This is a genomic window from Acinetobacter terrestris (assembly GCF_004331155.1).
GTDB lineage: Bacteria > Pseudomonadota > Gammaproteobacteria > Pseudomonadales > Moraxellaceae > Acinetobacter > Acinetobacter terrestris.
This window is the reverse complement of record NZ_SJNZ01000002.1, coordinates 113,312-133,328: the sequence shown is the minus strand read 5'-3', so window position 1 is coordinate 133,328 and position 20,017 is coordinate 113,312. Positions and strand designations below refer to the sequence as shown.

At 42.9% G+C, this 20,017-nt stretch carries 20 protein-coding genes and 1 pseudogene; 10 read left to right on the top strand and 11 right to left on the bottom strand.

Annotation, left to right across the window (positions count from 1 at the left end; translation table 11 throughout):
• Positions 1-5 precede the first annotated feature (5 nt).
• Both E0H81_RS01895 and E0H81_RS01890 read left to right on the top strand, forming a co-directional pair.
• Positions 6-1,667 carry an acyl-CoA dehydrogenase family protein gene (locus tag E0H81_RS01895; protein WP_131316065.1) on the top strand — a complete coding sequence of 554 codons (1,662 nt, stop codon included), beginning with the start codon at positions 6-8 and terminating at the stop codon, positions 1,665-1,667.
• Between the two features lie 573 nt (positions 1,668-2,240).
• Positions 2,241-2,432 (top strand): DUF7230 family protein, encoded by a 192-nt coding sequence (locus E0H81_RS01890; protein ID WP_131316063.1) that lies wholly within the window; start codon positions 2,241-2,243, stop codon positions 2,430-2,432.
• Positions 2,433-2,440: 8 nt separating this feature from the next.
• On the opposite strand, the gene ptsP is transcribed toward E0H81_RS01890, so the two are convergent.
• On the bottom strand, positions 2,441-4,738 hold the full coding sequence (gene ptsP, locus E0H81_RS01885; protein ID WP_131316061.1) for a phosphoenolpyruvate--protein phosphotransferase: 2,298 nt from the start codon (positions 4,736-4,738) through the stop codon (positions 2,441-2,443).
• Positions 4,739-4,826: 88 nt separating this feature from the next.
• A complete protein-coding gene (locus tag E0H81_RS01880; protein WP_131267189.1) occupies positions 4,827-5,303 on the bottom strand; it encodes an RNA pyrophosphohydrolase in 477 nt (158 codons plus the stop codon).
• A gap of 182 nt (positions 5,304-5,485) precedes the next feature.
• On the opposite strand from E0H81_RS01880, the gene E0H81_RS01875 reads away from it, so the two are divergent.
• Positions 5,486-6,136 (top strand): HAD family hydrolase, encoded by a 651-nt coding sequence (locus E0H81_RS01875; protein ID WP_131316059.1) that lies wholly within the window; start codon positions 5,486-5,488, stop codon positions 6,134-6,136.
• 179 nt (positions 6,137-6,315) lie between these two features.
• A complete protein-coding gene (locus tag E0H81_RS01870; protein WP_131267187.1) occupies positions 6,316-6,561 on the top strand; it encodes a DUF2789 domain-containing protein in 246 nt (81 codons plus the stop codon).
• Positions 6,562-6,675: 114 nt separating this feature from the next.
• On the opposite strand, the gene E0H81_RS01865 is transcribed toward E0H81_RS01870, so the two are convergent.
• Complete coding sequence (locus tag E0H81_RS01865; protein WP_131316057.1) at positions 6,676-7,536, bottom strand: LysR family transcriptional regulator; 861 nt, start codon at positions 7,534-7,536, stop codon at positions 6,676-6,678.
• A gap of 190 nt (positions 7,537-7,726) precedes the next feature.
• A complete protein-coding gene (locus tag E0H81_RS01860; RefSeq protein ID WP_131267185.1) occupies positions 7,727-7,981 on the bottom strand; it encodes a DUF2061 domain-containing protein in 255 nt (84 codons plus the stop codon).
• A 175-nt stretch (positions 7,982-8,156) separates the two neighbouring features.
• On the opposite strand from E0H81_RS01860, the gene E0H81_RS01855 reads away from it, so the two are divergent.
• The 5 genes from E0H81_RS01855 (at position 8,157) to leuB (ending at position 12,580) form a co-directional block, all read left to right on the top strand.
• Positions 8,157-8,348 (top strand): hypothetical protein, encoded by a 192-nt coding sequence (locus E0H81_RS01855; protein ID WP_131316055.1) that lies wholly within the window; start codon positions 8,157-8,159, stop codon positions 8,346-8,348.
• Between the two features lie 332 nt (positions 8,349-8,680).
• Positions 8,681-10,114 carry a 3-isopropylmalate dehydratase large subunit gene (gene leuC, locus E0H81_RS01850; RefSeq protein WP_131316053.1) on the top strand — a complete coding sequence of 478 codons (1,434 nt, stop codon included), beginning with the start codon at positions 8,681-8,683 and terminating at the stop codon, positions 10,112-10,114.
• Between the two features lie 24 nt (positions 10,115-10,138).
• Positions 10,139-10,789, top strand: coding sequence for a 3-isopropylmalate dehydratase small subunit (gene leuD, locus E0H81_RS01845; protein ID WP_131316051.1), 651 nt, complete (start codon positions 10,139-10,141; stop codon positions 10,787-10,789).
• 141 nt (positions 10,790-10,930) lie between these two features.
• Positions 10,931-11,476 carry a hypothetical protein gene (locus tag E0H81_RS01840; protein ID WP_378235407.1) on the top strand — a complete coding sequence of 182 codons (546 nt, stop codon included), beginning with the start codon at positions 10,931-10,933 and terminating at the stop codon, positions 11,474-11,476.
• A 24-nt stretch (positions 11,477-11,500) separates the two neighbouring features.
• Positions 11,501-12,580: a 3-isopropylmalate dehydrogenase gene (gene leuB, locus E0H81_RS01835; RefSeq protein WP_131316047.1), complete on the top strand. Its 1,080-nt coding sequence runs from the start codon at positions 11,501-11,503 to the stop codon at positions 12,578-12,580.
• A 67-nt stretch (positions 12,581-12,647) separates the two neighbouring features.
• Here leuB and E0H81_RS01830 read toward each other — a convergent pair whose 3' ends face one another.
• The 3 genes and pseudogenes from E0H81_RS01830 to infA form a co-directional block, all read right to left on the bottom strand.
• Complete coding sequence (locus E0H81_RS01830; RefSeq protein ID WP_131316045.1) at positions 12,648-13,049, bottom strand: hypothetical protein; 402 nt, start codon at positions 13,047-13,049, stop codon at positions 12,648-12,650.
• Positions 13,050-13,192: 143 nt separating this feature from the next.
• Positions 13,193-13,553 (bottom strand): annotated as a pseudogene (locus tag E0H81_RS16345) (hypothetical protein).
• 195 nt (positions 13,554-13,748) lie between these two features.
• A complete protein-coding gene (gene infA / locus E0H81_RS01820) occupies positions 13,749-13,970 on the bottom strand; it encodes a translation initiation factor IF-1 (RefSeq protein WP_001284370.1) in 222 nt (73 codons plus the stop codon).
• A gap of 231 nt (positions 13,971-14,201) precedes the next feature.
• On the opposite strand from infA, the gene E0H81_RS01815 reads away from it, so the two are divergent.
• Positions 14,202-15,212: an AraC family transcriptional regulator gene (locus E0H81_RS01815; protein WP_131267178.1), complete on the top strand. Its 1,011-nt coding sequence runs from the start codon at positions 14,202-14,204 to the stop codon at positions 15,210-15,212.
• Positions 15,213-15,323: 111 nt separating this feature from the next.
• Here the strand turns inward: E0H81_RS01815 and truA are convergent, their stop codons facing one another.
• The 4 genes from truA to E0H81_RS01795 form a co-directional block, all read right to left on the bottom strand.
• The gene (gene truA / locus E0H81_RS01810) at positions 15,324-16,121 is read right to left on the bottom strand and encodes a tRNA pseudouridine(38-40) synthase TruA (RefSeq protein ID WP_131316043.1); all 798 of its coding nucleotides are present in this window, start codon (positions 16,119-16,121) and stop codon (positions 15,324-15,326) included.
• A 12-nt stretch (positions 16,122-16,133) separates the two neighbouring features.
• Positions 16,134-17,105, bottom strand: a complete 972-nt coding sequence (locus tag E0H81_RS01805; RefSeq protein ID WP_131316041.1) for an asparaginase — start codon at positions 17,103-17,105, stop codon at positions 16,134-16,136.
• 46 nt (positions 17,106-17,151) lie between these two features.
• On the bottom strand, positions 17,152-18,483 hold the full coding sequence (locus tag E0H81_RS01800) for a T4P machinery localization factor FimV (RefSeq protein ID WP_131316039.1): 1,332 nt from the start codon (positions 18,481-18,483) through the stop codon (positions 17,152-17,154).
• A 70-nt stretch (positions 18,484-18,553) separates the two neighbouring features.
• Positions 18,554-20,011 (bottom strand): FimV/HubP-related protein, encoded by a 1,458-nt coding sequence (locus tag E0H81_RS01795; RefSeq protein WP_131316037.1) that lies wholly within the window; start codon positions 20,009-20,011, stop codon positions 18,554-18,556.
• Positions 20,012-20,017 lie beyond the last annotated feature (6 nt).

Below are 20,017 nucleotides of genomic sequence, written 5' to 3'. Positions count from 1 at the left end.
AGACGATGCATATATCGAATCAGGCATGGACGACCCATCAGATCAGCAACCAGTTTGATGAACTGCAAGACTACAACCTGTTTGAAACCGATCAGGTGTTGCAGGAAATCCTGTCCCGTTATGGCAGCCAGGATCAGGCAAGCCTGGCGCAAATGGGCAAAGTGGCCGGTTCATCTGAATATTATCAATATGCAGACCTTGCCAATCATCACACGCCGATTTTGCATGCCTTTGATGCGCGAGGCCGCCGTAAAGACTTTGTCGAATTTCATCCATCGTGGCATCAGTGGATGAGGCTCAACCGTGAATTTAATACCTATGCCCATCCTTTTGTAGCGCCTGAACTCTCTAGCAAATGGGTCGACTGGGCGACCCGTTTTTACTTAAGCGGACAGGTTGAATGTGGCAGTTTATGTCCAACTTCCATGACGCTTGGAAGTATTCCCTTAATTCAGCGTGAACCTGAACTGTGGAGCAAAATTGGCGCAAAACTGCTGTCCAGTGAATATGACGAACGTGACCTGCCAATTGCCCAGAAAAAATCAATCTGGCTGGGCATGGGCATGACCGAAAAACAAGGTGGCTCGGATGTGCGTGCCAATGAAACTGTTGCCGTTCCTGTGGCTGAGTCAGGCCGTGGCAAAGCCTATTTGCTGACCGGACATAAATGGTTTTTCTCGGCACCGATGTGCGATGCGCATTTGGTGGTTGCCAAAACAGAGCAGGATGGCTTGGCCTGTTTCTTTGTACCGCGCTGGCTGGAAGATGGCAGCAAAAACAGGATTCACATTCAGCGGCTTAAAGACAAAGTCGGCAACCGCAGCAACTCCAGTTCCGAAGTCGAGTTTCACAATGCCTGGGGCATGATGATGGGCGAAGCGGGGCGCGGGATTCCGACCATTATTGAAATGGCCAATTACACTCGCCTGACCTGTTCAGTTGGCAGTACAGCCATGCTGCGTCAGGCTTTGGTGCAATGTATTGCCTATACCCGTCAGCGCAAGGCTTTTGGTAAACACTTGGCCGAACAGCCTTTGATGCGCGCTGTACTGGCCGATTTAGCTTTGGAAACCGAAGCAGCCATGCATTTAAGTTTTCATTTGGCACATTGCTATGAATCTGAAGATGCCTTATCTCAAGCCTGGAAACGGATTATGACGCCAGCCTCCAAGTTCTGGATTTGCAAGCGTGCAGTCGAGCTGTCCGGTGAGATGATGGAAGTCTTTGGCGGCAATGGCTATGTCGATAACGGCATCATGGCGCGTATTTTCAAAGAAGCGCCAGTCAATACGATCTGGGAAGGTTCGGGCAATGTGATGTGTCTGGATGTACTGCGTGCCATTCAGCGTGAACCTGAATCCATCGAGGTGCTGTTTCAAGATTTGGCATCTACTGCGCTGCAGGATGAAACCTTGCAAAATGAATTACAAAGCCTGTTTAAATTGTTCCAGCAATCACCAGAAGATTTACAGTTTATGGGCCGCAGTCTGGTCAGCCGTCTGGTGATTTTGGCACAAGCGGTTTTATTGAAGCGTCATGCGCCTGATTTTGTTGCTCACGGATTTATCCAGTCCCGCTATCGAGCTTTTCATGGACAAGTGGTCGGTATGCTGAACTCTAGAGATGTGGATGTGGAACAGTTGCTGCAAAGGGCATTCGCATCTTAATTTGACTTTCACGCGTTCCCTGACGTGGCAATGCTGTTACTCTCCTGAAAAAAGAGAAGGACACTTTTTAAATTTGTAGAGCATCATTTAAATCCGTGTACCCTCGGAAATGAGGAATATATTCCGCAATGCAGGGTAAGCATTTATAGGTCTGTTTCTGAATTGATCTCTCACTAGCCCTCTTCTAAAAGGAGAGGGGGAACTTTCCATTTATAATTTCTTTCTCAGCCCTGATTTAAAAATGAAATGTTCCCTCAGAGGGAGGGTATTTATAAGCTTGGGTTTAATGAGCCTTTGCCTTGAGGAATCAAAATATATTTTGAGATTCTTCATCTCCTCACAGGAGAGAGAATATTAAGTTAGAGAATCAAGGATTGAATTAGTAATGAAGTTTTCTCTCTGTGAGAGTTGAGCAGTCTTGCTATGCAAGGGAGAGGATTTTTAATTAACCTTTAAATCTCTAAACCCATCCCCATAAATATGCTTGTAAACTGTTCTAAAAGGTATATGATCACTTTCCCACGTAATTGGTGGAAAAGAGTACAAAAAATCTTGACTTAAAAGGTGAATAAAATGGCGAAACAAAAGCAACAGCCAGAGGTTGTGATCAACAACTTTGTGGCAAAACACATGCATGAGGTCAACAAAAGCCAAGTGTTTGTAGACCGAAAGAAAAATGCAAAACGTGGTTATAGCAAACATAAGCAAGGGCGATATTCTGATGATTATCGCCCTTTTAGTTTCTCTGCTTTGAATTTTATTTGAATGTGAGCTTAAGCACCGACAATGCGTGTTGCAGATTTCACCATATCCGCCAGACCATGGGTCTTAAAGTAATATTCCATCCAGCTTTTCACAATCAATGGATTATCCATTTTTAAAACATGTTCCAGTTGTTGCAGTGCCTCGCTCATCGGCACATGACAAATCGCTTTACGTACCCGCAAAATATTGCTCGAACTCATCGACAGGGTATTAAAGCCCATTGCCATCAATAATATTGCCGCTAATGGATCACCTGCCATCTCACCACAAATGCTGACCGGTTTATCATACTTATGACATTCTTTAACCAGACGGGTTAAGGCACGTAATACCGCCGGATGGAAGTGCGAATAGACATTGGCAACCCGTGGATTATTACGGTCAACCGCCAGTAAATATTGGGTCAAGTCATTGGAACCGACCGAGAAGAAATCGACTAACTCTGAAAATTCTTCAATTTGTAAAAGTACGCTGGGTACTTCAACCATAATGCCTATTTTCGGCTTGGTGATTTTAACCTGTTCTTCTTCTTGCACCGCTGTCCAGTCGCGTTCCAGCAAATATAAAGCTTCTTCAACTTCACTGACACTGGTCACCATCGGCAACAAGATGTGCAGGTTATTTAGACCGATACTGGCTTTTAACATGGCACGAATTTGTGATGAGAAAATTTCAGGATGATCCAGGGTAAAGCGGATACCGCGCCAGCCGAGTGCCGAGTTATCTTCTTCAATCGAGAAATAAGGCAGATCCTTATCTGCACCAATATCCAAAGTCCGCATCACCACTGGTTTATTGGCAAAGTGGCTCAGCTGCTGACGGTAAATGGCACGCTGTTCTTCTTCGCCAGGGAAGCGGTCACGTAGCATAAATGGAATTTCAGAGCGGTATAAGCCGACGCCTTTGGCACCCCGTTGTACGCCACGGACCACATCAATCATTAAGCCGGTATTGACGAACAGTTTAACCGCAACACCATCCGGGGTAATGGCATCTTTGGTTTCATACTGTTTTAAATCTTTGGCCAGTTGTTCTTCTTCTTTTTGAATTTCTTTATAGCGGCTACGTAAGCGACGTGGTGGATTAATAAAAATCCGACCCTGATGCGCATCGACAATCATCTCGACATCATCCAGGGTATTAATCGGCAGTTCAGTGACACCCACTACAGTTGGAATACCAAGTGCACGTGCCACAATCACCATGTGCGAGTTCATCGCACCTTCAGTGGTGACAATCGCGGCAATTTTATCTACCGGCAATTCTACCAGTGCCGCCGTGGAAATTTCTTCACCAATCAGAATGCTTTCATCGGTCAGTTCCCGATGGCTGGCATCTGCTTCTTGCAAGAAGGCTAAAATACGGCGCCCCAGATCTTTAAGGTCGGAAACGCGTTCACGTAAATAGCCATCTTCCATTTGCGCAAACAGGGCAATATGCTTGTCGATCACAATACGAACCGCACCTTGTGCCCAGTTGCCATCGCGAATCTCGGCCTTAATTTCGGCAGGAAGTGCATTTTCATCCAGCATGCGTAGAAACACACTAAATAGCGCACGTTCATCCGCCATCAAGGCATCTTGCATTTTTTCATCAAGAGATTTGATTTCTTCACGAACCGAATTAATTGCATGATCCAGCAGTTCCAGTTCTTCACTGATATCATCTGCTTCACGGTCCGGTACAGAAGCCAAATCCGCAGGGGGATACAGGATCACGGCGCGGCCTAAGGCAATGCCTCCAGAACCAGACACGCCTTGGAAGGTTTTATACGCGGGCAGGTTGTTGGGTTTACGGAAAACATCAATATTTCCGACCGCATGTGCGTGGGCAATCACCCCAGAAAGCTGGGCACATAAGGTGACCAGAAAAGATTCTGCCGCTTCGCTAAAGTCTTGGGATTCTTTATTTTGAACGACCAGTACACCCATCACCTTACGACGGTACATCACCGGAACGCCAAGAAAAGAGTTGTAAATCTCTTCACCGGTTTCCGGAAGATAGATAAAGCGTTCATGCTTGGGTGCATTGTCCAGATTGACGATTTCTTCACGTTGCCCGACCAGACCGACCAAGCCTTCACCTGTATGCAGGGAAACGTGGCCTACAGCTTCCGCTTTTAAACCTTTAGAAGCCATGAGCAGATAACGCTGGTTACGTTCGTCAAGCAGGTAAATGGAGCAGACATCAACATGCATGGCATTTGCCACCTGATTGACCATAATGTCGAGTGATTCATGCAAACTGGTGGACGCATTGATTTCCTGCACGATGCGTCTTAAGGTGTCCAGTTGCATATTCGACATAAAATCTGCTCCAAAAAAAGTATAAATCTATTTTATTTATAACAACATGCTACTAAAAAATCTGCATTTTCATGCGATTTTTTTATGCTTATATAGACGGTAACTGGTTACACAGTTCCACCATCGCTTTTCGGTATACATCGCGCTTAAAATTCACGACCTGTCCTAATGGATACCAGTAACTTACCCATTGCCACTGGTCAAACTCGGGTGGATCAGACAAATCCAGCTGAATATTTTTTGCTGAAGCCGTCAGTTTGAGCAAGAACCACTTTTGTTTTTGACCAATACATACCGGGTCTGAATCCGAGCGTATATACCGTTGAGGCAAACGATAACGTAGCCAACCTTTTGTTTGCGCTACGATTTGAACATGTTCGGGCAATAAGCCAACTTCTTCTCTCAGCTCACGATAAAGTGCCTGTTCAGGGGTTTCTCCATACTGGATACCTCCTTGTGGAAATTGCCAAGCATTGTGTCCAATGCGTTTTGCCCATAAAACCTGTCCAACGTCGTTTGCCAAAATGATCCCGACATTCGGTCGGAAACCTTCTGAGTCGATCATTTGGCTACCTAAATCATGTTTAATGTGTAGCTTTTTGTTCGGGGATTATTATTTCTATATCCATCTCGAAAAAAAGCACAGCTTAAATGTTAAAAATTGCTATGATCTTAACGAATTTCTATCGACTAGCGGAGATAGATTTACAATTTTTTTCTTAAATTGCAGTTTTTACGAGTATTTTCATGAAATTGGCTTTATTTGACCTCGATCACACCTTGCTAAACACCGATTCGGATTATTCATGGGGTGAGTTTTTAGTTAACGAAGGTTTAGTCGATCCGATCCGACATCGCCAAATGAATAACAAGTTTTATGAAGACTATAAAGCCGGGCAACTGGACCCGATTGCTTATAACGAATTTGTATTTGAATTTTTAACCCAGCATGACCATGATTATTTGGCTGAATTACATGAATTATTCATGAAAAAAGTGATTCGCCCACAAATGCGTCCCGAAGGTTTTGCCGCGATTCAAAAACATAAACAGGCGGGGCATGAGCTGGTCGGCATTACCGCCACTTCTGATTTTATTACTGCACCGATTTTTCATGAGTTTGGCATTACTGAAATTATTGCCACCAATGCAGAAGTCATTGACGGTAAATATACCGGCAAAGTCATCAATACCGCATGTTACCAAAAAGGTAAACTGATCCGTTTGGAACAATGGCTTTCGGGGCGAAAGGTGGAAGAATCTTGGGCTTATTCAGATTCAATCAATGACCGTTTCTTGTTGGAGTATGCCGACCATGCGGTTGCGGTGAATCCGGATGAACGTTTAGCAGCTCTTGCCAAAGAACAAGATTGGGAAATTCAGGACTGGTCGATTTAATTCAACTTTAAATCTTTTTTAAATAAAGACTTAAAGCCTGACTGATTAAAAGATCAGTCAGGCTTTTTTTATCAAACCTGCTGCGATGTTATAGATTTTTAAATCGTCTCGGATGCTTTTAAAGGTTTTGAATGATGCTATGCTGATATCAGTGATTAATGATCCGTAGAGGGATGATAATGAGTAATGTAAGACCACGAATGACCAACCTTTTTGAGCAACTCGGACTAGACTCAAGTGATGAGGCCATTGCACAGTTCATTGCCGCACATCAGCTTCCTGCCGAGACCAAAATTACCGAAGCGGGTTTCTGGACCGAATCACAACACCAGTTATTATCGGAAAAACTTAAATCCGATGGCTCTTGGGCTATTGTTGTCGATCAGTTGAATGAATCTTTACATGAAGATTCAGTTAAGAAATAGTTTTATGTTGAGGTGAAAGATACAAATGAGTTTTGCCTCAACTTGAAATCAGCAATTAACGATGAACTCGCTGGTTTAATATGAAAAAGCCGTCGCTAAGACGGCTTTTTGTTTTTATCCGTTCATCATTTTAATCAGTTCTAAAACGGCTTTAGACTGAGTGCGTCCAGGATGCCAGACCATACCCAATTGACGGTTCATCTCAAAATTAATATCGAGCTGTTGTAAATCTTGATTCAGTAAAGTCTTGGGCAATACCGACCAGCCCAGACCAATGGAAGCCAGCATCCGGATGGATTCGAGCGGGTTATTGCTCATGCTAATTTTTGGTTTCAGACCGCGTTTTTCAAATTCAGCCAAGGTGATTTGACTGGTATAGGTCTGGGCAGCGGGCAATAAACTTGGATAGAGCGTCAGATCTTCCAGTTGCAAATCTTTCTGATTGGCTAGAGGATGAAAAGGCGCAGCCACAAACACCAAAGGATCATTCCAGATGGTGACATAACGCAGGCGATCATCGCCCTGTGGGGGAAGCGTTAAAAATGCCAGTTCCAATTCACCGGCAAGCACTTTTTCATGCGCCTGTTCAGAATCGACAAAATGCACATCCAAGGTTACATTCGGAAATTCCTGAACATAATTACGCAGGTGACTGGGTAAATGATGCAAGCCGATATGATGACTGGTGCCAATTTTGAGTTTGCCCTGAACTTGTCCCTGTTCATGACTGAGGGTGTGGTGAATATCACCCAGTTCATTTAACCAGTTTTTAACTTTGGGTAGCAGCGAATGTGCGGCATGGGTCGCTTGAACGCCACGACCTGCAGATTCAAAAAGTTTCACTCCAAAATATTCTTCTAGACTATGAATTCGTTTAGTCACTGCCGGTTGGGTAATAAATAACAGATCGGCAGCCAGTGAAATAGAGCCGGTTTCCATGACTTTAACAAACGCTTCAAAAGCAGCAAGATTCATAGTAATAGTCTGGTTATACAATATTAAGATAATTATAAAATATTATTATATTAATAGTGAATCTAATCCTAAAATATATACATAAAAATGTATAAAGATGTAAATTTGAATCATGGAAATAAAAAATCACTCTATAAAGGAGAGTGATTTTAATAAAGAAGAGCACACCTAAACCCAAGACTCATATAGTTTAACTTGCGTTTAACTGGTTATATTCTTGCTGTCGGGTATTTTTAGCTGCTTTTGCTTCCCACACTTTTTCATGGAAAAAGAAGGCAAAGGCCTGAATGGTGGGCTCAAGTAAGCTTAGGGTTAAAGCCATCCAGATACTTCCTGTCACGAAATAGCCTACCAACATGGCAATGGTGATGTGCATAATGTAATAGCTAAAGGTTTTCTTAAACATACGCTGGTTGTTGTCAACGAATTTTTGAATATGAGCCATGGGCTAAGTCCTCAATCTTTACTCGGGATATGGCTAAATGATAATCAGTCTTATTTAATTTGTAAAAACGAATATATTGTATTTTTAAATCGGTTTTACGAATTGGAAAGTGGGTCAATTATAAAAACAAGTGCACGGTATCAATTACTGATGCATTTCTAGCAGGAGATAAATCATGGACATTAAACATATTAAATACTTGTTGGATATATTCGAAGAAGCGGTCGAAAAAAGGATGGGTGTCTACGAGCTTGCAGACGATGAAGGTGATGAAAACAGAGCCGCTGCTGAGTGTAATCAGGCCAGGGCTGAATTAATCAAGGCGATTGAGCAACTGGCACAGAGTAAAGAGTATTCTGCGAAATAGGTGCTTGGTTAGTTACTGACAAGTTTTGAAATCATTCAGTGTGTAGGTAAATTGAAGTTGCCTATGCAGCATAGACTCGATCATTTTATGCAAAGTTGAGGCTGCTCGGTAACGAAATAATCGATTTTGATGGGTTCAAAAACCATGCGTAAATAGCGTCTTGATTTGAAAAGTATGCAGATAAAATTTTGCAAAAGTGCAGCTTTAGATAGACTAATAACTAATTCCAAAAAGTTTTCAAACTAATAAAAATGATAAATTAGATTTATGCGAATACGTGGTTATAATCGAAGTTAATAAAAGCATTACCCAGTTCTATGGAGCGCGTCGACATGGCAGGCAATACCCAAAAAGCAAAGACTTTATATGACAAATTGTGGGATGACCATTTAGTAAAACAACGAGATGATGGCTCAGCCTTACTTTATATCGATCGTCATTTATTGCATGAAGTAACCTCACCCCAAGCTTTTGAAGGTTTACAGCTTGCCGGTCGTAAACCTTGGCGTTTAAGTGCCAATATCGCTACTCCAGACCATAATGTGCCGACCTCAAAAGCTGAACGTGATCAAGGTATTGCAGGTATTGAAGATGAAACTTCACGAATCCAGGTTCAAACTTTGGATGACAACTGTGAAGCTTTCAATATCGTTGAATTTAAAATCAATGATATCCGTCAAGGGATCGCGCACGTGGTTGGACCTGAACAGGGTTTGACTTTGCCGGGTATGACCGTGGTATGCGGTGATTCACATACGGCGACGCATGGTGCATTTGGTTGCTTGGCACACGGGATTGGTACTTCAGAAGTTGAACATGTATTGGCGACTCAATGCTTAATTCAAAAGAAAATGAAGAACATGTTAGTGCGTGTGGATGGCGTATTAGGTCAAGGCGTCACTTCAAAAGATGTGGTGTTAGCGATCATTGGTAAAATTGGTACGGCGGGTGGTACAGGTCATGCGATTGAATTCGGTGGTCAGGTCTTCCGTGACATGTCGATCGAAGGTCGTATGACTGTGTGTAACATGGCGATTGAAGCCGGTGCACGTGTGGGTATGGTCGCTGTCGATGACAAAACGATTGAATATGTCAAAGGTCGTAACTACGCACCAAAAGCTGAGCAGTGGGATCAAGCCGTTGAATACTGGAATACCTTGCATTCGGACGAGGGCGCACACTTTGACACTGTCGTGGTGTTGCAAGGTGAAGAAATTGAACCGCAAGTGTCTTGGGGAACATCGCCTGAAATGGTGATTCCGGTGTCTGAAGCCGTGCCGACTTTAGAGCAAGCCAAAGACGACGTGCAACGCAAGGACTGGACTCGTGCTTATCAATATATGGGTTTAAATGCAGGTCAGGCATTGGCTGACATTCAGTTAGACCGCGTATTTATTGGTTCGTGCACCAACTCGCGTATTGAAGATATTCGCGCTGCTGCGGAAGTGATTAAAGGCCGTAAAGTTGCATCTTCAATTAAACAGGCGATGGTGGTTCCGGGTTCTGGTTTGGTGAAACAGCAAGCCGAAGCGGAAGGTTTGGATCAAGTATTCTTGGAAGCTGGCTTTGAATGGCGTGAACCAGGCTGTTCTATGTGCTTGGCGATGAATGCTGACAAATTGCAACCGGGCGAGCACTGTGCCTCAACCTCTAACCGTAACTTCGAAGGTCGTCAGGGTAATGGCGGTCGTACGCACTTGGTGAGTCCAGCCATGGCGGCAGCAGCTGCAATTGCAGGTCATTTCGTTGACGTACGTTCATTCTAATTTCGGCTAATAGGAGTAAACAACATGAAAAAATATACCGTTGAACAAGGTATCGTTGCACCATTAGACCGTGCCAATGTCGATACAGATTTAATTATTCCAAAACAGTTTTTGAAATCGATTAAACGTACCGGTTTCGGTGAAAACCTGTTTGATGAATTGCGTTATTTGGATGAAGGTTATTTGGGTTTAGATAACTCAAAACGCCCAAAAAATCCTGATTTTGCGTTGAACCAACCGCGTTATCAAGGCGCTTCAATCTTGATTTCTCGTGCCAACTTCGGTTGTGGTTCAAGTCGTGAACATGCACCGTGGGCATTGGAAGAATACGGTTTCCGTACCGTGATTGCACCAAGTTATGCAGACATCTTCTTTAACAACAGCTTTAAAAACGGCATGTTGCCGGTGATCTTATCTGAACAGATTGTGGATCAATTATTTAAAGAATGCTTTGCGACTGAAGGTTACCAGTTAACTATTGATCTTGAAGCCCAAGAAGTACGTACACCATCGGGCGAAAGCTTTAAATTTGAAGTTGACCCATTTCGTAAACATTGTTTATTGAATGGTTTGGACGATATTGGTTTAACTCTTCAAGCCGCAGATGATATTCGTGTCTATGAAGAGAAAACCAAGCAATCGCGTCCTTGGGTATTTCAGGAAATTCGCAGTTAATTGTTTGAATTTTCAGCGCTAGTAGTATCGGAGCTTAACTCTTGCTAATATCGAGTCCATAAAAATATCTCGTTGGCTTTAATTGGTGAGGGGGCTCGAACAGTGGCAAAAGTTTATGGTCAGCTTGCGGTACTTGGTCTTATGGTCGCATCCTTAAGTGCATGCCAAAGCATTGATACCGTACGCATTAAACATGTGAAAGAAACAAAATCGACAGAATTGAATGCCTTGATCTTCTGTAGCGGTACAGAACAATGTGAATTTGAACGTTTGGATCAGATTCACATTGTCGATGCTCAAAGTCATCGGGTGGGTCGTGAAGCCATTCAGCAAGGGATTGTCCGTTTAAAAGAGAAGTCATTAAATGACGCTAATCCCTTGTTTTTGTCTGTACCGAAAGGACCGCATGAATTGGTGATTCGCTTCTATCCGATCTCGACAGACCGCGCTGAAACTTTGCATGTATTCCACAATTTCATGTCGCAAAAACACTATACCTTTAAGATGTATCGTGACCGAACCCATCATAAAGGTAATTTGTTGAATGCCTCTGCACCTGATCCACTCTGTGTTGAGCTTCAGCAAGAGCAAATGACCATTCGGCGTTTCTGCAAACCTTATAATGTCCTGAATGGCTTAGGCGAGTTTGTAGAACAAAAAAATTTAAAATCCCCATCAGTCAAATGACTGAATTGAAAAATGGAAAATCTCATGTCTAAACATATTTTGATTTTAGCTGGTGACGGCATCGGTCCTGAAATTGTTAAAGCCGCAGAGCAAGTACTCACACGCGTAAATGAAAAATTCAATTTAGGTTTGACTTGGGAACAAGGTTTATTGGGTGGTGCCGCGATTGATGCGTATGGTGCTCCATATCCTGAACAAACATCTGAACAGGCAAAAAAAGCAGACGCAATTTTACTGGGTGCGGTCGGTGGTCCTAAATGGGACGCGATCGAACGCTCAATTCGCCCGGAACGTGGTCTATTAAAATTACGTAGTGAACTCAATCTTTTTGCTAACTTGCGTCCTGCAATCTTGTATCCACAATTGGCAGATGCTTCAAGCTTAAAACCGGAAATCGTATCTGGCTTAGATATTCTCATCGTTCGCGAATTGACCGGTGGTATCTACTTCGGTCAACCACGCGGTATTCGTGAACTCGAAAACGGTGAAAAACAAGGCTTTAACACTGACGTTTATTCAGAATCTGAAATCAAGCGTATTGCCAAAGTAGCATTTGAGCTTGCAGGCTTACGTGGTGGTAAAGTATGTTCTGTCGATAAAGCCAATGTCCTTGAAGTGACTGAGCTTTGGAAACAAACAGTTACTGCAATGAAAGAAGCAGAATATCCAGAGATCAACCTGTCACACATGTATGTGGACAATGCCGCTATGCAATTGGTACGTGCGCCTAAACAGTTTGACGTGATTGTAACGTCTAACTTGTTCGGTGATATCCTGTCGGATGAAGCGGCAATGTTAACCGGTTCAATTGGTATGTTGCCATCTGCATCTTTAGATGAAAATGGTAAGGGCATGTATGAACCTTGCCACGGTTCGGCACCAGACATCGCAGGTCAAAACCTGGCAAATCCACTTGCAACCATTCTTTCGGTTGCCATGATGCTTCGTTATACTTTCCGTGAAGAAACTGCTGCACAAGCCATTGAAGATGCTGTAGGTAATGTATTAGACCAAGGTTTGCGTACAGCAGATATTATGTCTGAAGGCATGAGCAAAGTGGGTACTGTTGAAATGGGTCAAGCTGTGGTTACAGCTCTGAACTAAGCCATCAAGATCTAAATAAAAAAACGCAGCCAAAGAGCTGCGTTTTTTATGGATATTTTGGCCTGATTTAGCAGGTTCGTCCTGAGTAATGAACAGACTTGGCAATGTTGTTTTCTAAACGGAAGATAATTTTGCATTGCAAGTTCACATCATAGCTTTGCGCTCGAGGCGTGATTTGTATGGGGACTGCACCAGAATCGATGTCAGCAGGATTTTGTGCCATGGGTGCAGGAATGGTGATAGGACGAATCACGGTATAAGTGAGTGTCTGATTATCTAGGGCAGGTGATTGTACTTGCTGATAATCGATACTGCTCAAATCCAGGTTGGCTTGAATACTTTGGCTGGTCTGCCCAATGAATTGCTGCAAGTAAGCTTCACGTTGTTGTGCGGTGGTGATTGGGGAGGTAGCACATCCATACAATAAGCAAAGCGTGGTAAACAGACCAACGGAGGGAAGAAATGACATGGCTTTCTCCATTGAATAAAACTTTATTTTAGATGGATAAACTGTCAATGAACGTTGTTATTTGATACACGGTACAGATGGGGGACTGGAGATCAAAGCCTATTATCTAAAACCTGACACAGGCTTTAGGCTGTACTCTGGCATTAGCACGCTCTACCAGCATAACCAATGGATTGAACAATTCCTTCTTTTAGAGCAAACCCTATCTGACATTTCATCTCGAGATTATAACCCCCCATTTGAGGGGGCGGCATCGGTGCACCCATCGAGATGCTGGGGCTAATATTGGGCGTACCCATCGGATATTCATATCACGAACAATGGTGTAGCTGAGCAATTCTGCTGTCTGAGTCGGTTCTTGCGTGGCCTTAAATCCCATTTATTCAGGTCAAGCTGGCTGCGAACTTGATCTGCAATTTGACCCCCATAGTGTTGTAGAGACTGATCAAGACGATGATTGCCACCTGTCGAACATGCCATGAGAAAAATTAGACAGGCGAGCATATTGGCTAGAGAAAGATGTTTTCTATTAAATGTCATTTTATAGTGATATTTTTAAATTTCTAATAGGTTTTAATCCATTTACTTATAGATTGGATCTGTATTTAAAGTCAATTTTTAAGTCGATTTTTGAGTCAAGATTGCGTTTTGCAGATAATAAAAAAGCCACTGTAAAGTGGCTTTTGCTTTCGCTAAAACTTAGCGTGCACGATAAGTAATACGACCCTTGGTCAAATCATAAGGAGTCATTTCTACTTTAACACTGTCGCCAGTTAAAATACGAATATAGTGTTTACGCATTTTACCAGAGATGTGAGCAATCACTTCATGACCGTTTTCTAAACGTACACGGAACATAGTATTAGGAAGCGTCTCGGTGACAACGCCTTCGAACTCGATGAGTTCCTCTTTATTGGCCATAGCCTACCTGAATGAATAAATTGGAAAGGCGCAAATTATAGTCAATTTTTTTGCATAAAACAAGGCACAATGCGGCTTTGCTCGATCATCTGTCAGTTAAATAAGCGAACCATGGGTATAAATTTTTTCTACAAAAAATCGTATTGTTCTGTTGTCAGTTTGGTCAATCGCAGTTAATCTAAAATTAATCTTTTTAAGTATAAATGAATAATATATAAGGAAGGTCTTTGCGTGGGTCAGTTAACTGATGCATCGGTTATTTTGCGATTGGGCTACCAGGCCATTCGTCGTTCAGGTTTGCCAACTGAAGAAATTTTAACGAAAGCTGGTGTGGCCTTAAATCAGGTCGAAACCAATGATCGTACGCCGCTCAGTGCCCAATATGCGTTTTGGGTGGCTGCAGAGGAGGTGAGTAAAGATCCTGACATCGGTTTGCATTTAGGTGAACACCTGCCTTTATATCGTGGGCAGGTGATTGAACACCTATTTATTTCGAGTGAAAACTTTGGTGAAGGGCTAAAACGGGCCTTGGCCTATCAACGACTGATCAGTGATGCATTTCATGCCAAACTGATTATTGAAGATGACCGTTGCTATCTCACCAATGGGGAGCAGGGTGCCTGGTCGGACAATTTGGTCAATCGTCATTTTTCTGAATGTGCGATGTCTGGGGTATTGCGCTTCTTTAAATTTATTACCGAAGGCCGTTTTCAGCCGATTTATATCGACTTCAATTTTAGCCAGGGTGCGTTTGATGAGGAATATTTTCGGGTTTACGAATGTCCGGTCAGTTTAGGGCAAAAGGAAACACGTTTATATTTTGATCCTGCCATTTTGGATTATCAGTTATGGCAAGCAGAACCTGAGTTATTACAGTTACATGAGCAACTGGCGCTTGAAAAGCTGCAAGAACTCGCACGTTATGACTTGGTCGGTGAGGTTCGCCGTGCCATCGGTTCAACACTAGAAAGTGGTGAAACGACTTTAGAAACCGTTGCGACGCATTTGAATATTACGCCGCGCCGTTTGCGTACTCAGCTGTCTGAGGCCAATACCAGTTTCCAGCAAATCTTGTCTGATTATCGCTGTCGTTTGGCAAAAAAATTGTTGGCCAATACAGCGGAAAGTGTAGAACGGATTGTATATCTCACCGGTTTTTCCGAGCCAAGTACTTTTTATCGTGCCTTTAAGCGCTGGACCAATGAAACGCCAGTGGAATATAGAAAGCGTAAGCAGCGTTAAGATTAATATTTAAAAGAATCCTCCTAACCTACCTTTTTAAAAGAGAGGAATTCCCCTCCTTTCAGGAGGGGTTAGGGGAGGTATATATTTTAAAAAAATGTAAGCTAAGCATTATTCCGGCATATTCAGCCAATGCGGTCCTAAGGGCAACGCAGGTAATTCAAACTGCGCCGGATAGTCAGCATGAATAAAATATAAGCCATCGGGCGGCGCGGTAATCCCCGCAGCTTTACGGTCTTCAGCTGCAAAAATCTGGTCAATATGGTCAATTTCATACATGCTCTGACCGATTTCAAGCAAGCATCCCATAATGTTGCGTACCATATGATGTAAAAAACCGTCTGCCTGAATATCTAATACCAAATAACAGCCGTGACGGATTAAACGGCAATGGCTGACATGACGAACCGGTTGATTCGATTGACAGGATGCAGCACGAAAGCTCTCAAAGTTATGTGTGCCTTCAAATTTCTTTGCAGCCTCAATCATCTTGTCTACATCAAGCGGATAATAGACGTGGGTGACTTGTTTATAGAGCAGTGCAGGGCGACTCGGTGAATTGTAGACGACATAGCGATAACGACGTGATTGCGCTTTAAAACGGGCATGGAAATCCGTATCCATCTGTTTAATCCACTGGATGGCAATGTCTTTGGGTAAAGTGCTATTTGCGCCCATCAGCCAGCCACGCAATGGACGAATGGCAGAGGTGTCAAAATGTGCAACCATATTGGTGGCATGTACACCAGCATCAGTACGTCCAGCGCCATGTAAAATAATGGGTTCGTTGGCAATTTTGCTGAGGACGGTTTCAATCGTTTCTTGCACGCTACGCACGCCAGTTTGCTGGGTTTGCCATCCTCGATACTCAACTCCAGAAAACTCAATACCGACCGCAAGACGCTGCATATTTACCTCTATTTATACTGAATCATGCCAGTGGGCCTGCCACTGGTCTACGCTGTCGTATTGTAAATACATTTTCAGTGCTTTTGCATAAAGATCTGCATGACCTAGACAATCACTCATCATAATATTGGCATGTGGTATCCATTCATTTATCGCATAGCGTTGATCAATCGTGCCAAAAGGCACTTGGGTGGTGAGAATAATGGCACAGCCTTGAGCGTGTAGATCCTGAAGCGTAGCAATGAATTCTTCGTTGACCGCCAAATTGCCCGTACCAAAGCCCTGTAAGATTAGAACGTGAGGGGGATGTTGCTGTAAATTTTTCAGGTTTTTAATTTGCTGTTCTATATCTATTGGCTGTGCCATTAAACTTAAGCAGTTAAATGAGCGTGCCTTCTCAATATCAGATTCATGGAGGACATAGCTTTGCTGATGGGTGATGAGGTTTTCTTTAGCGTTTATTCCAGCAAATGCATCTAATGCAGTCGTATGTTGTTTCAGCGCTGTTTGGGCATGAATAAGCTGGTGATGAAAAGCTAAATATACACCGACAGAACATGTTGCCACCGCATCGAGGGCAAAATTAAGGTTATCGATAGCATCGGTAAATTCACGGGTATTGCTTCCACTTACATTCAATAAAGGATATTGACTACCGGTGAGTACAACATGTGCGGATTGTCCCAGAAATCGTGCAACTATTGCACTGGCATAGCTGAGGGTATCAGTGCCGTGAATCACGACGAAATGTTGATAATTTTTAAGTTGTAGGCTTTGAATCAACTGAATCAGTTGCAGCCAGTCAGTTGCAGTACTTGCACTGCTGTCTTTTATGCTGGGCGCAACAAAACATTCGATATCAAGATGCAAAGGAAGAACGCGTTGTAACTGGGGAATAAAATTTTCAGCAGGCATGGGACTCAATGGCTCGCCAATGCAGCCAAATGTACCGCCCATATAAATTAACGCTATTTTTTTCATCATAAAAAAAGCAGCCAAGGATGACTGCTTTATAGTAGAGCGAAATAGCTTAAGAAGCTATCTGATTGCGCAACTGATCGGCTTGCTGGCGTTGTTCAGCTGTATATTCAGCTTCGTGTTCTGCCAATAATTCACGTGCCGACTCAAAAGCACCCAATTGGATGTATTGCTGTGCAAGATCTAAATTCAGGCTGATTTCATTGACTTCAATCAGTTCCGGGAAGGATTGAACCAGCGGATCATTTTGATCTGCTTTAGATGCAGATGGGCTGATATTACTAATATCAAAACTCACACCGGCAGCTTTTGCTGGAACGGGTTCTACAGGTTGTTGTTCAGTTCTCGTTACGGGTTCTAAATTAAAGTCTAAATCTAAACTTGGCTTGGTTTCTTCGACTGTAATTTTTGCTTCAGGCGCTGCAACAGTTTCTGCAGCCGAGAAATCAAAATTAAATTCAGGCTTCTCATCAAGCACAGGTTTAGCCGTAACCGCTGCATCAGCTGTTGTGCTTTGTTCTGCTGCCGGATTATCTAAACTAAAAGAAAAATCTAAAGGCTTGATTTCCTCTGCTACTGGAGTCGCTTCTTGCTTGGGAGCGGTTGCCGCAGGACTCGGGTCTAAAGAGAATGTACTGAAGTCTAAAGGCTTGATTTCTTCAATAGGAGCGGCAGGTACTTCTGCTTTGATTGTTGTATCTAAGGAAAGGGTATTGAAATCTAAGGGCTGAATTTCTTCAGCTGCTTCTGTTTTGGCCGAATAAGATTCTTGCTGCAACTGATCGAAAGATACATTATTTGCTGTCCCGGATGGAGCAGCAGTATTCATGAGTGCATCAAAATCAGCCGTATTTTTTTGTTCAGTCGGTGCTGTATACGTAGGTGTCGAAATAGAAGTTTCTGGTTTGAAATCAATAGTATCTCTAGAGCCTTCTGCTTCTTTGTCATGTGCTGCTTTTTTAGCAAGCGCTTGTTCTAAAATCTCATCCAGTTCTAATGAACGTAGATGATTAATCAGTTGGCTAATCGCAAATTCATCTTTTTGCAAGATGTGAATATCCAGCAACAGTAAATACAACTCATGCTGTGAATTGTCTCTGTTTAATGCCTGATTAATCTGTGCTTCAGCAGAGAAAAAATTACGTTCACGGATGAGCGCTTCAATTTTATTGCGCACATCAGCAGATAAAGGGGTGGTTTTTTTCTTCTCAACAACCGTATTTGCCACAATTTGAGTTTTTTGCGCGGGCTTTTTTGTTGAGCTTACTTTTTTAGCTTTCGCCTTGGATGCTGACGTTTGCTCTGCTTGTTTATTGGTGTCACGCTTTTTTAATACAATTGCGATCACTAATAATAATATAAACGGAATCACATAAAGCAGCATGTTGTTACCCCTTACAGGATTGAGTTGTTATCAATGAAACTCATCCAAAAAAATCAAATTGTATAACACCTTAGTGTGTTGGCTTTTTCTCTACTTGTTGTGCTTTCAATTGTTGTTGCAATTGGGCAAGACGAGTATTTAATAATTGAATTCTGTGATCCTTGTGACGTAATGCCAATTCTAACTGTGTTACGTTTCTCTGTAATTTAACGGTTTTTTCACGGGATGTCATAACTTTTAATGACAACTCGTTCGATGTTTGATTTTTTTCTGTGTTCTTTTTAGCAGAACCGCTGGCTGAATCTTGTTCTTTCTCTGCAACCAGGCTCATCTCCGCCTGATTTAGGCGATATTTGGCTTTTCCTGATTGGTTGGACGGGGTTTTTGCCAAGTGTGCAACACTGACTTTCTTGCCTTCTTTTTGGCTATGGGCGGTATTTAGATTCAATGCCGCACCACGACGTAAGCGATTCATATCTCCCTGAATAAAGGCGTGTTCATTGTTCGCTTTGATCTGCTTCATGACTTCGCCAACCGGACGGTTTTGCTCAGTTGCGACCCGTGAAGCGATCGCCCAAAGCGACTCATTGGATTGCACCACATGTTTTGTGGTTTGCGCTGTAGCTACTGCTTCATTTTGCTGTTTGGGTGGCTTAGGAGCAGGCGCAGGTATTTCCGGTTTGGTTTTTGCGGCAGCTTTTTCTGCTGGTTTACCCGCTATTTTATTTTCGGCTATCTTTTGAGTGGGTGATTCTGCAAATTTCCTCACTAATGGGTCTGCAGAAGTCATTGCATTGGAAGTCGTTTTGTTCGATGCAAGAGGCGTGTCTTTAATCTGATTTTTTGTGGTGAGTTGTTCTGGTGCTGATGTTTTTATTTCAGCTAAAGCCGTTGTATTGGGCTGCGCGGAAGGCATACTCATTGATGAGATGACCACAGGTGCGGGAGTCATGGCATTCAAGCGAGGCGGCGCTGCTTTTTGTACCATCAATGGGGCTTCAAAGGATTGATGAGCTGCTGGTTGTGCTTTTGCAAGCTGATATTGAGTGCTTTCAGGCAAGTGCAAGGCAATATCTTTTTCACTGACAATGGTAATGGGAGCCAAAGGTTTTTCATTGCTGGCAATACGTGCCTGAGTAGGTGTGCTGCCACGTTGTAACGGGGTTTTAATATGCTGCAAGCGCGTGGCATTGCCTTCTTGAATTTTGATAATAATATTCAGTTCAGCTTCAGTCAGCGGACGTGAAGAGGTAATGGTAATCACGCCATTCCCCGAGCCATCACGACGGGTAAAAAAATTAAGATGTCCAGGCGGTTGGTGACCTACGCCTAAAGTGGTGATGTCTTCTGAACTGGCTAAGCTGGCTTGTATTTGTGAATTAGGATCGGCTTGGCGGAAATTCATTTCTGCATAGAGTAATTCGCCCGGTGCAGATTGAATTTGAATAGGATCAATAGTAATCGCATGAATATTCTGTGAAGTAATAATGGCTAAAATGGCAATCTTTAATTTGTTATATGCAGTCATCTTAAT

Coding starts and splice junctions, on each gene's coding strand:
- E0H81_RS01800 (WP_131316039.1), bottom strand. CDS start 18,483: ATGCTGCTTTATGTGATTCCGTTTATATTATTATTAGTGATCGCAATT.
- infA (WP_001284370.1), bottom strand. CDS start 13,970: ATGGCCAATAAAGAGGAACTCATCGAGTTCGAAGGCGTTGTCACCGAG.
- E0H81_RS01875 (WP_131316059.1), top strand. CDS start 5,486: ATGAAATTGGCTTTATTTGACCTCGATCACACCTTGCTAAACACCGAT.
- E0H81_RS01865 (WP_131316057.1), bottom strand. CDS start 7,536: ATGAATCTTGCTGCTTTTGAAGCGTTTGTTAAAGTCATGGAAACCGGC.
- E0H81_RS01805 (WP_131316041.1), bottom strand. CDS start 17,105: ATGATGAAAAAAATAGCGTTAATTTATATGGGCGGTACATTTGGCTGC.
- E0H81_RS01880 (WP_131267189.1), bottom strand. CDS start 5,303: ATGATCGACTCAGAAGGTTTCCGACCGAATGTCGGGATCATTTTGGCA.
- E0H81_RS01890 (WP_131316063.1), top strand. CDS start 2,241: ATGGCGAAACAAAAGCAACAGCCAGAGGTTGTGATCAACAACTTTGTG.
- E0H81_RS01855 (WP_131316055.1), top strand. CDS start 8,157: ATGGACATTAAACATATTAAATACTTGTTGGATATATTCGAAGAAGCG.
- leuB (WP_131316047.1), top strand. CDS start 11,501: ATGTCTAAACATATTTTGATTTTAGCTGGTGACGGCATCGGTCCTGAA.
- E0H81_RS01830 (WP_131316045.1), bottom strand. CDS start 13,049: ATGTCATTTCTTCCCTCCGTTGGTCTGTTTACCACGCTTTGCTTATTG.
- E0H81_RS01860 (WP_131267185.1), bottom strand. CDS start 7,981: ATGGCTCATATTCAAAAATTCGTTGACAACAACCAGCGTATGTTTAAG.
- E0H81_RS01870 (WP_131267187.1), top strand. CDS start 6,316: ATGAGTAATGTAAGACCACGAATGACCAACCTTTTTGAGCAACTCGGA.
- E0H81_RS01895 (WP_131316065.1), top strand. CDS start 6: ATGCATATATCGAATCAGGCATGGACGACCCATCAGATCAGCAACCAG.
- E0H81_RS01795 (WP_131316037.1), bottom strand. CDS start 20,011: ATGACTGCATATAACAAATTAAAGATTGCCATTTTAGCCATTATTACT.
- ptsP (WP_131316061.1), bottom strand. CDS start 4,738: ATGTCGAATATGCAACTGGACACCTTAAGACGCATCGTGCAGGAAATC.
- truA (WP_131316043.1), bottom strand. CDS start 16,121: ATGCAGCGTCTTGCGGTCGGTATTGAGTTTTCTGGAGTTGAGTATCGA.
- leuC (WP_131316053.1), top strand. CDS start 8,681: ATGGCAGGCAATACCCAAAAAGCAAAGACTTTATATGACAAATTGTGG.
- E0H81_RS01840 (WP_378235407.1), top strand. CDS start 10,931: ATGGTCGCATCCTTAAGTGCATGCCAAAGCATTGATACCGTACGCATT.
- leuD (WP_131316051.1), top strand. CDS start 10,139: ATGAAAAAATATACCGTTGAACAAGGTATCGTTGCACCATTAGACCGT.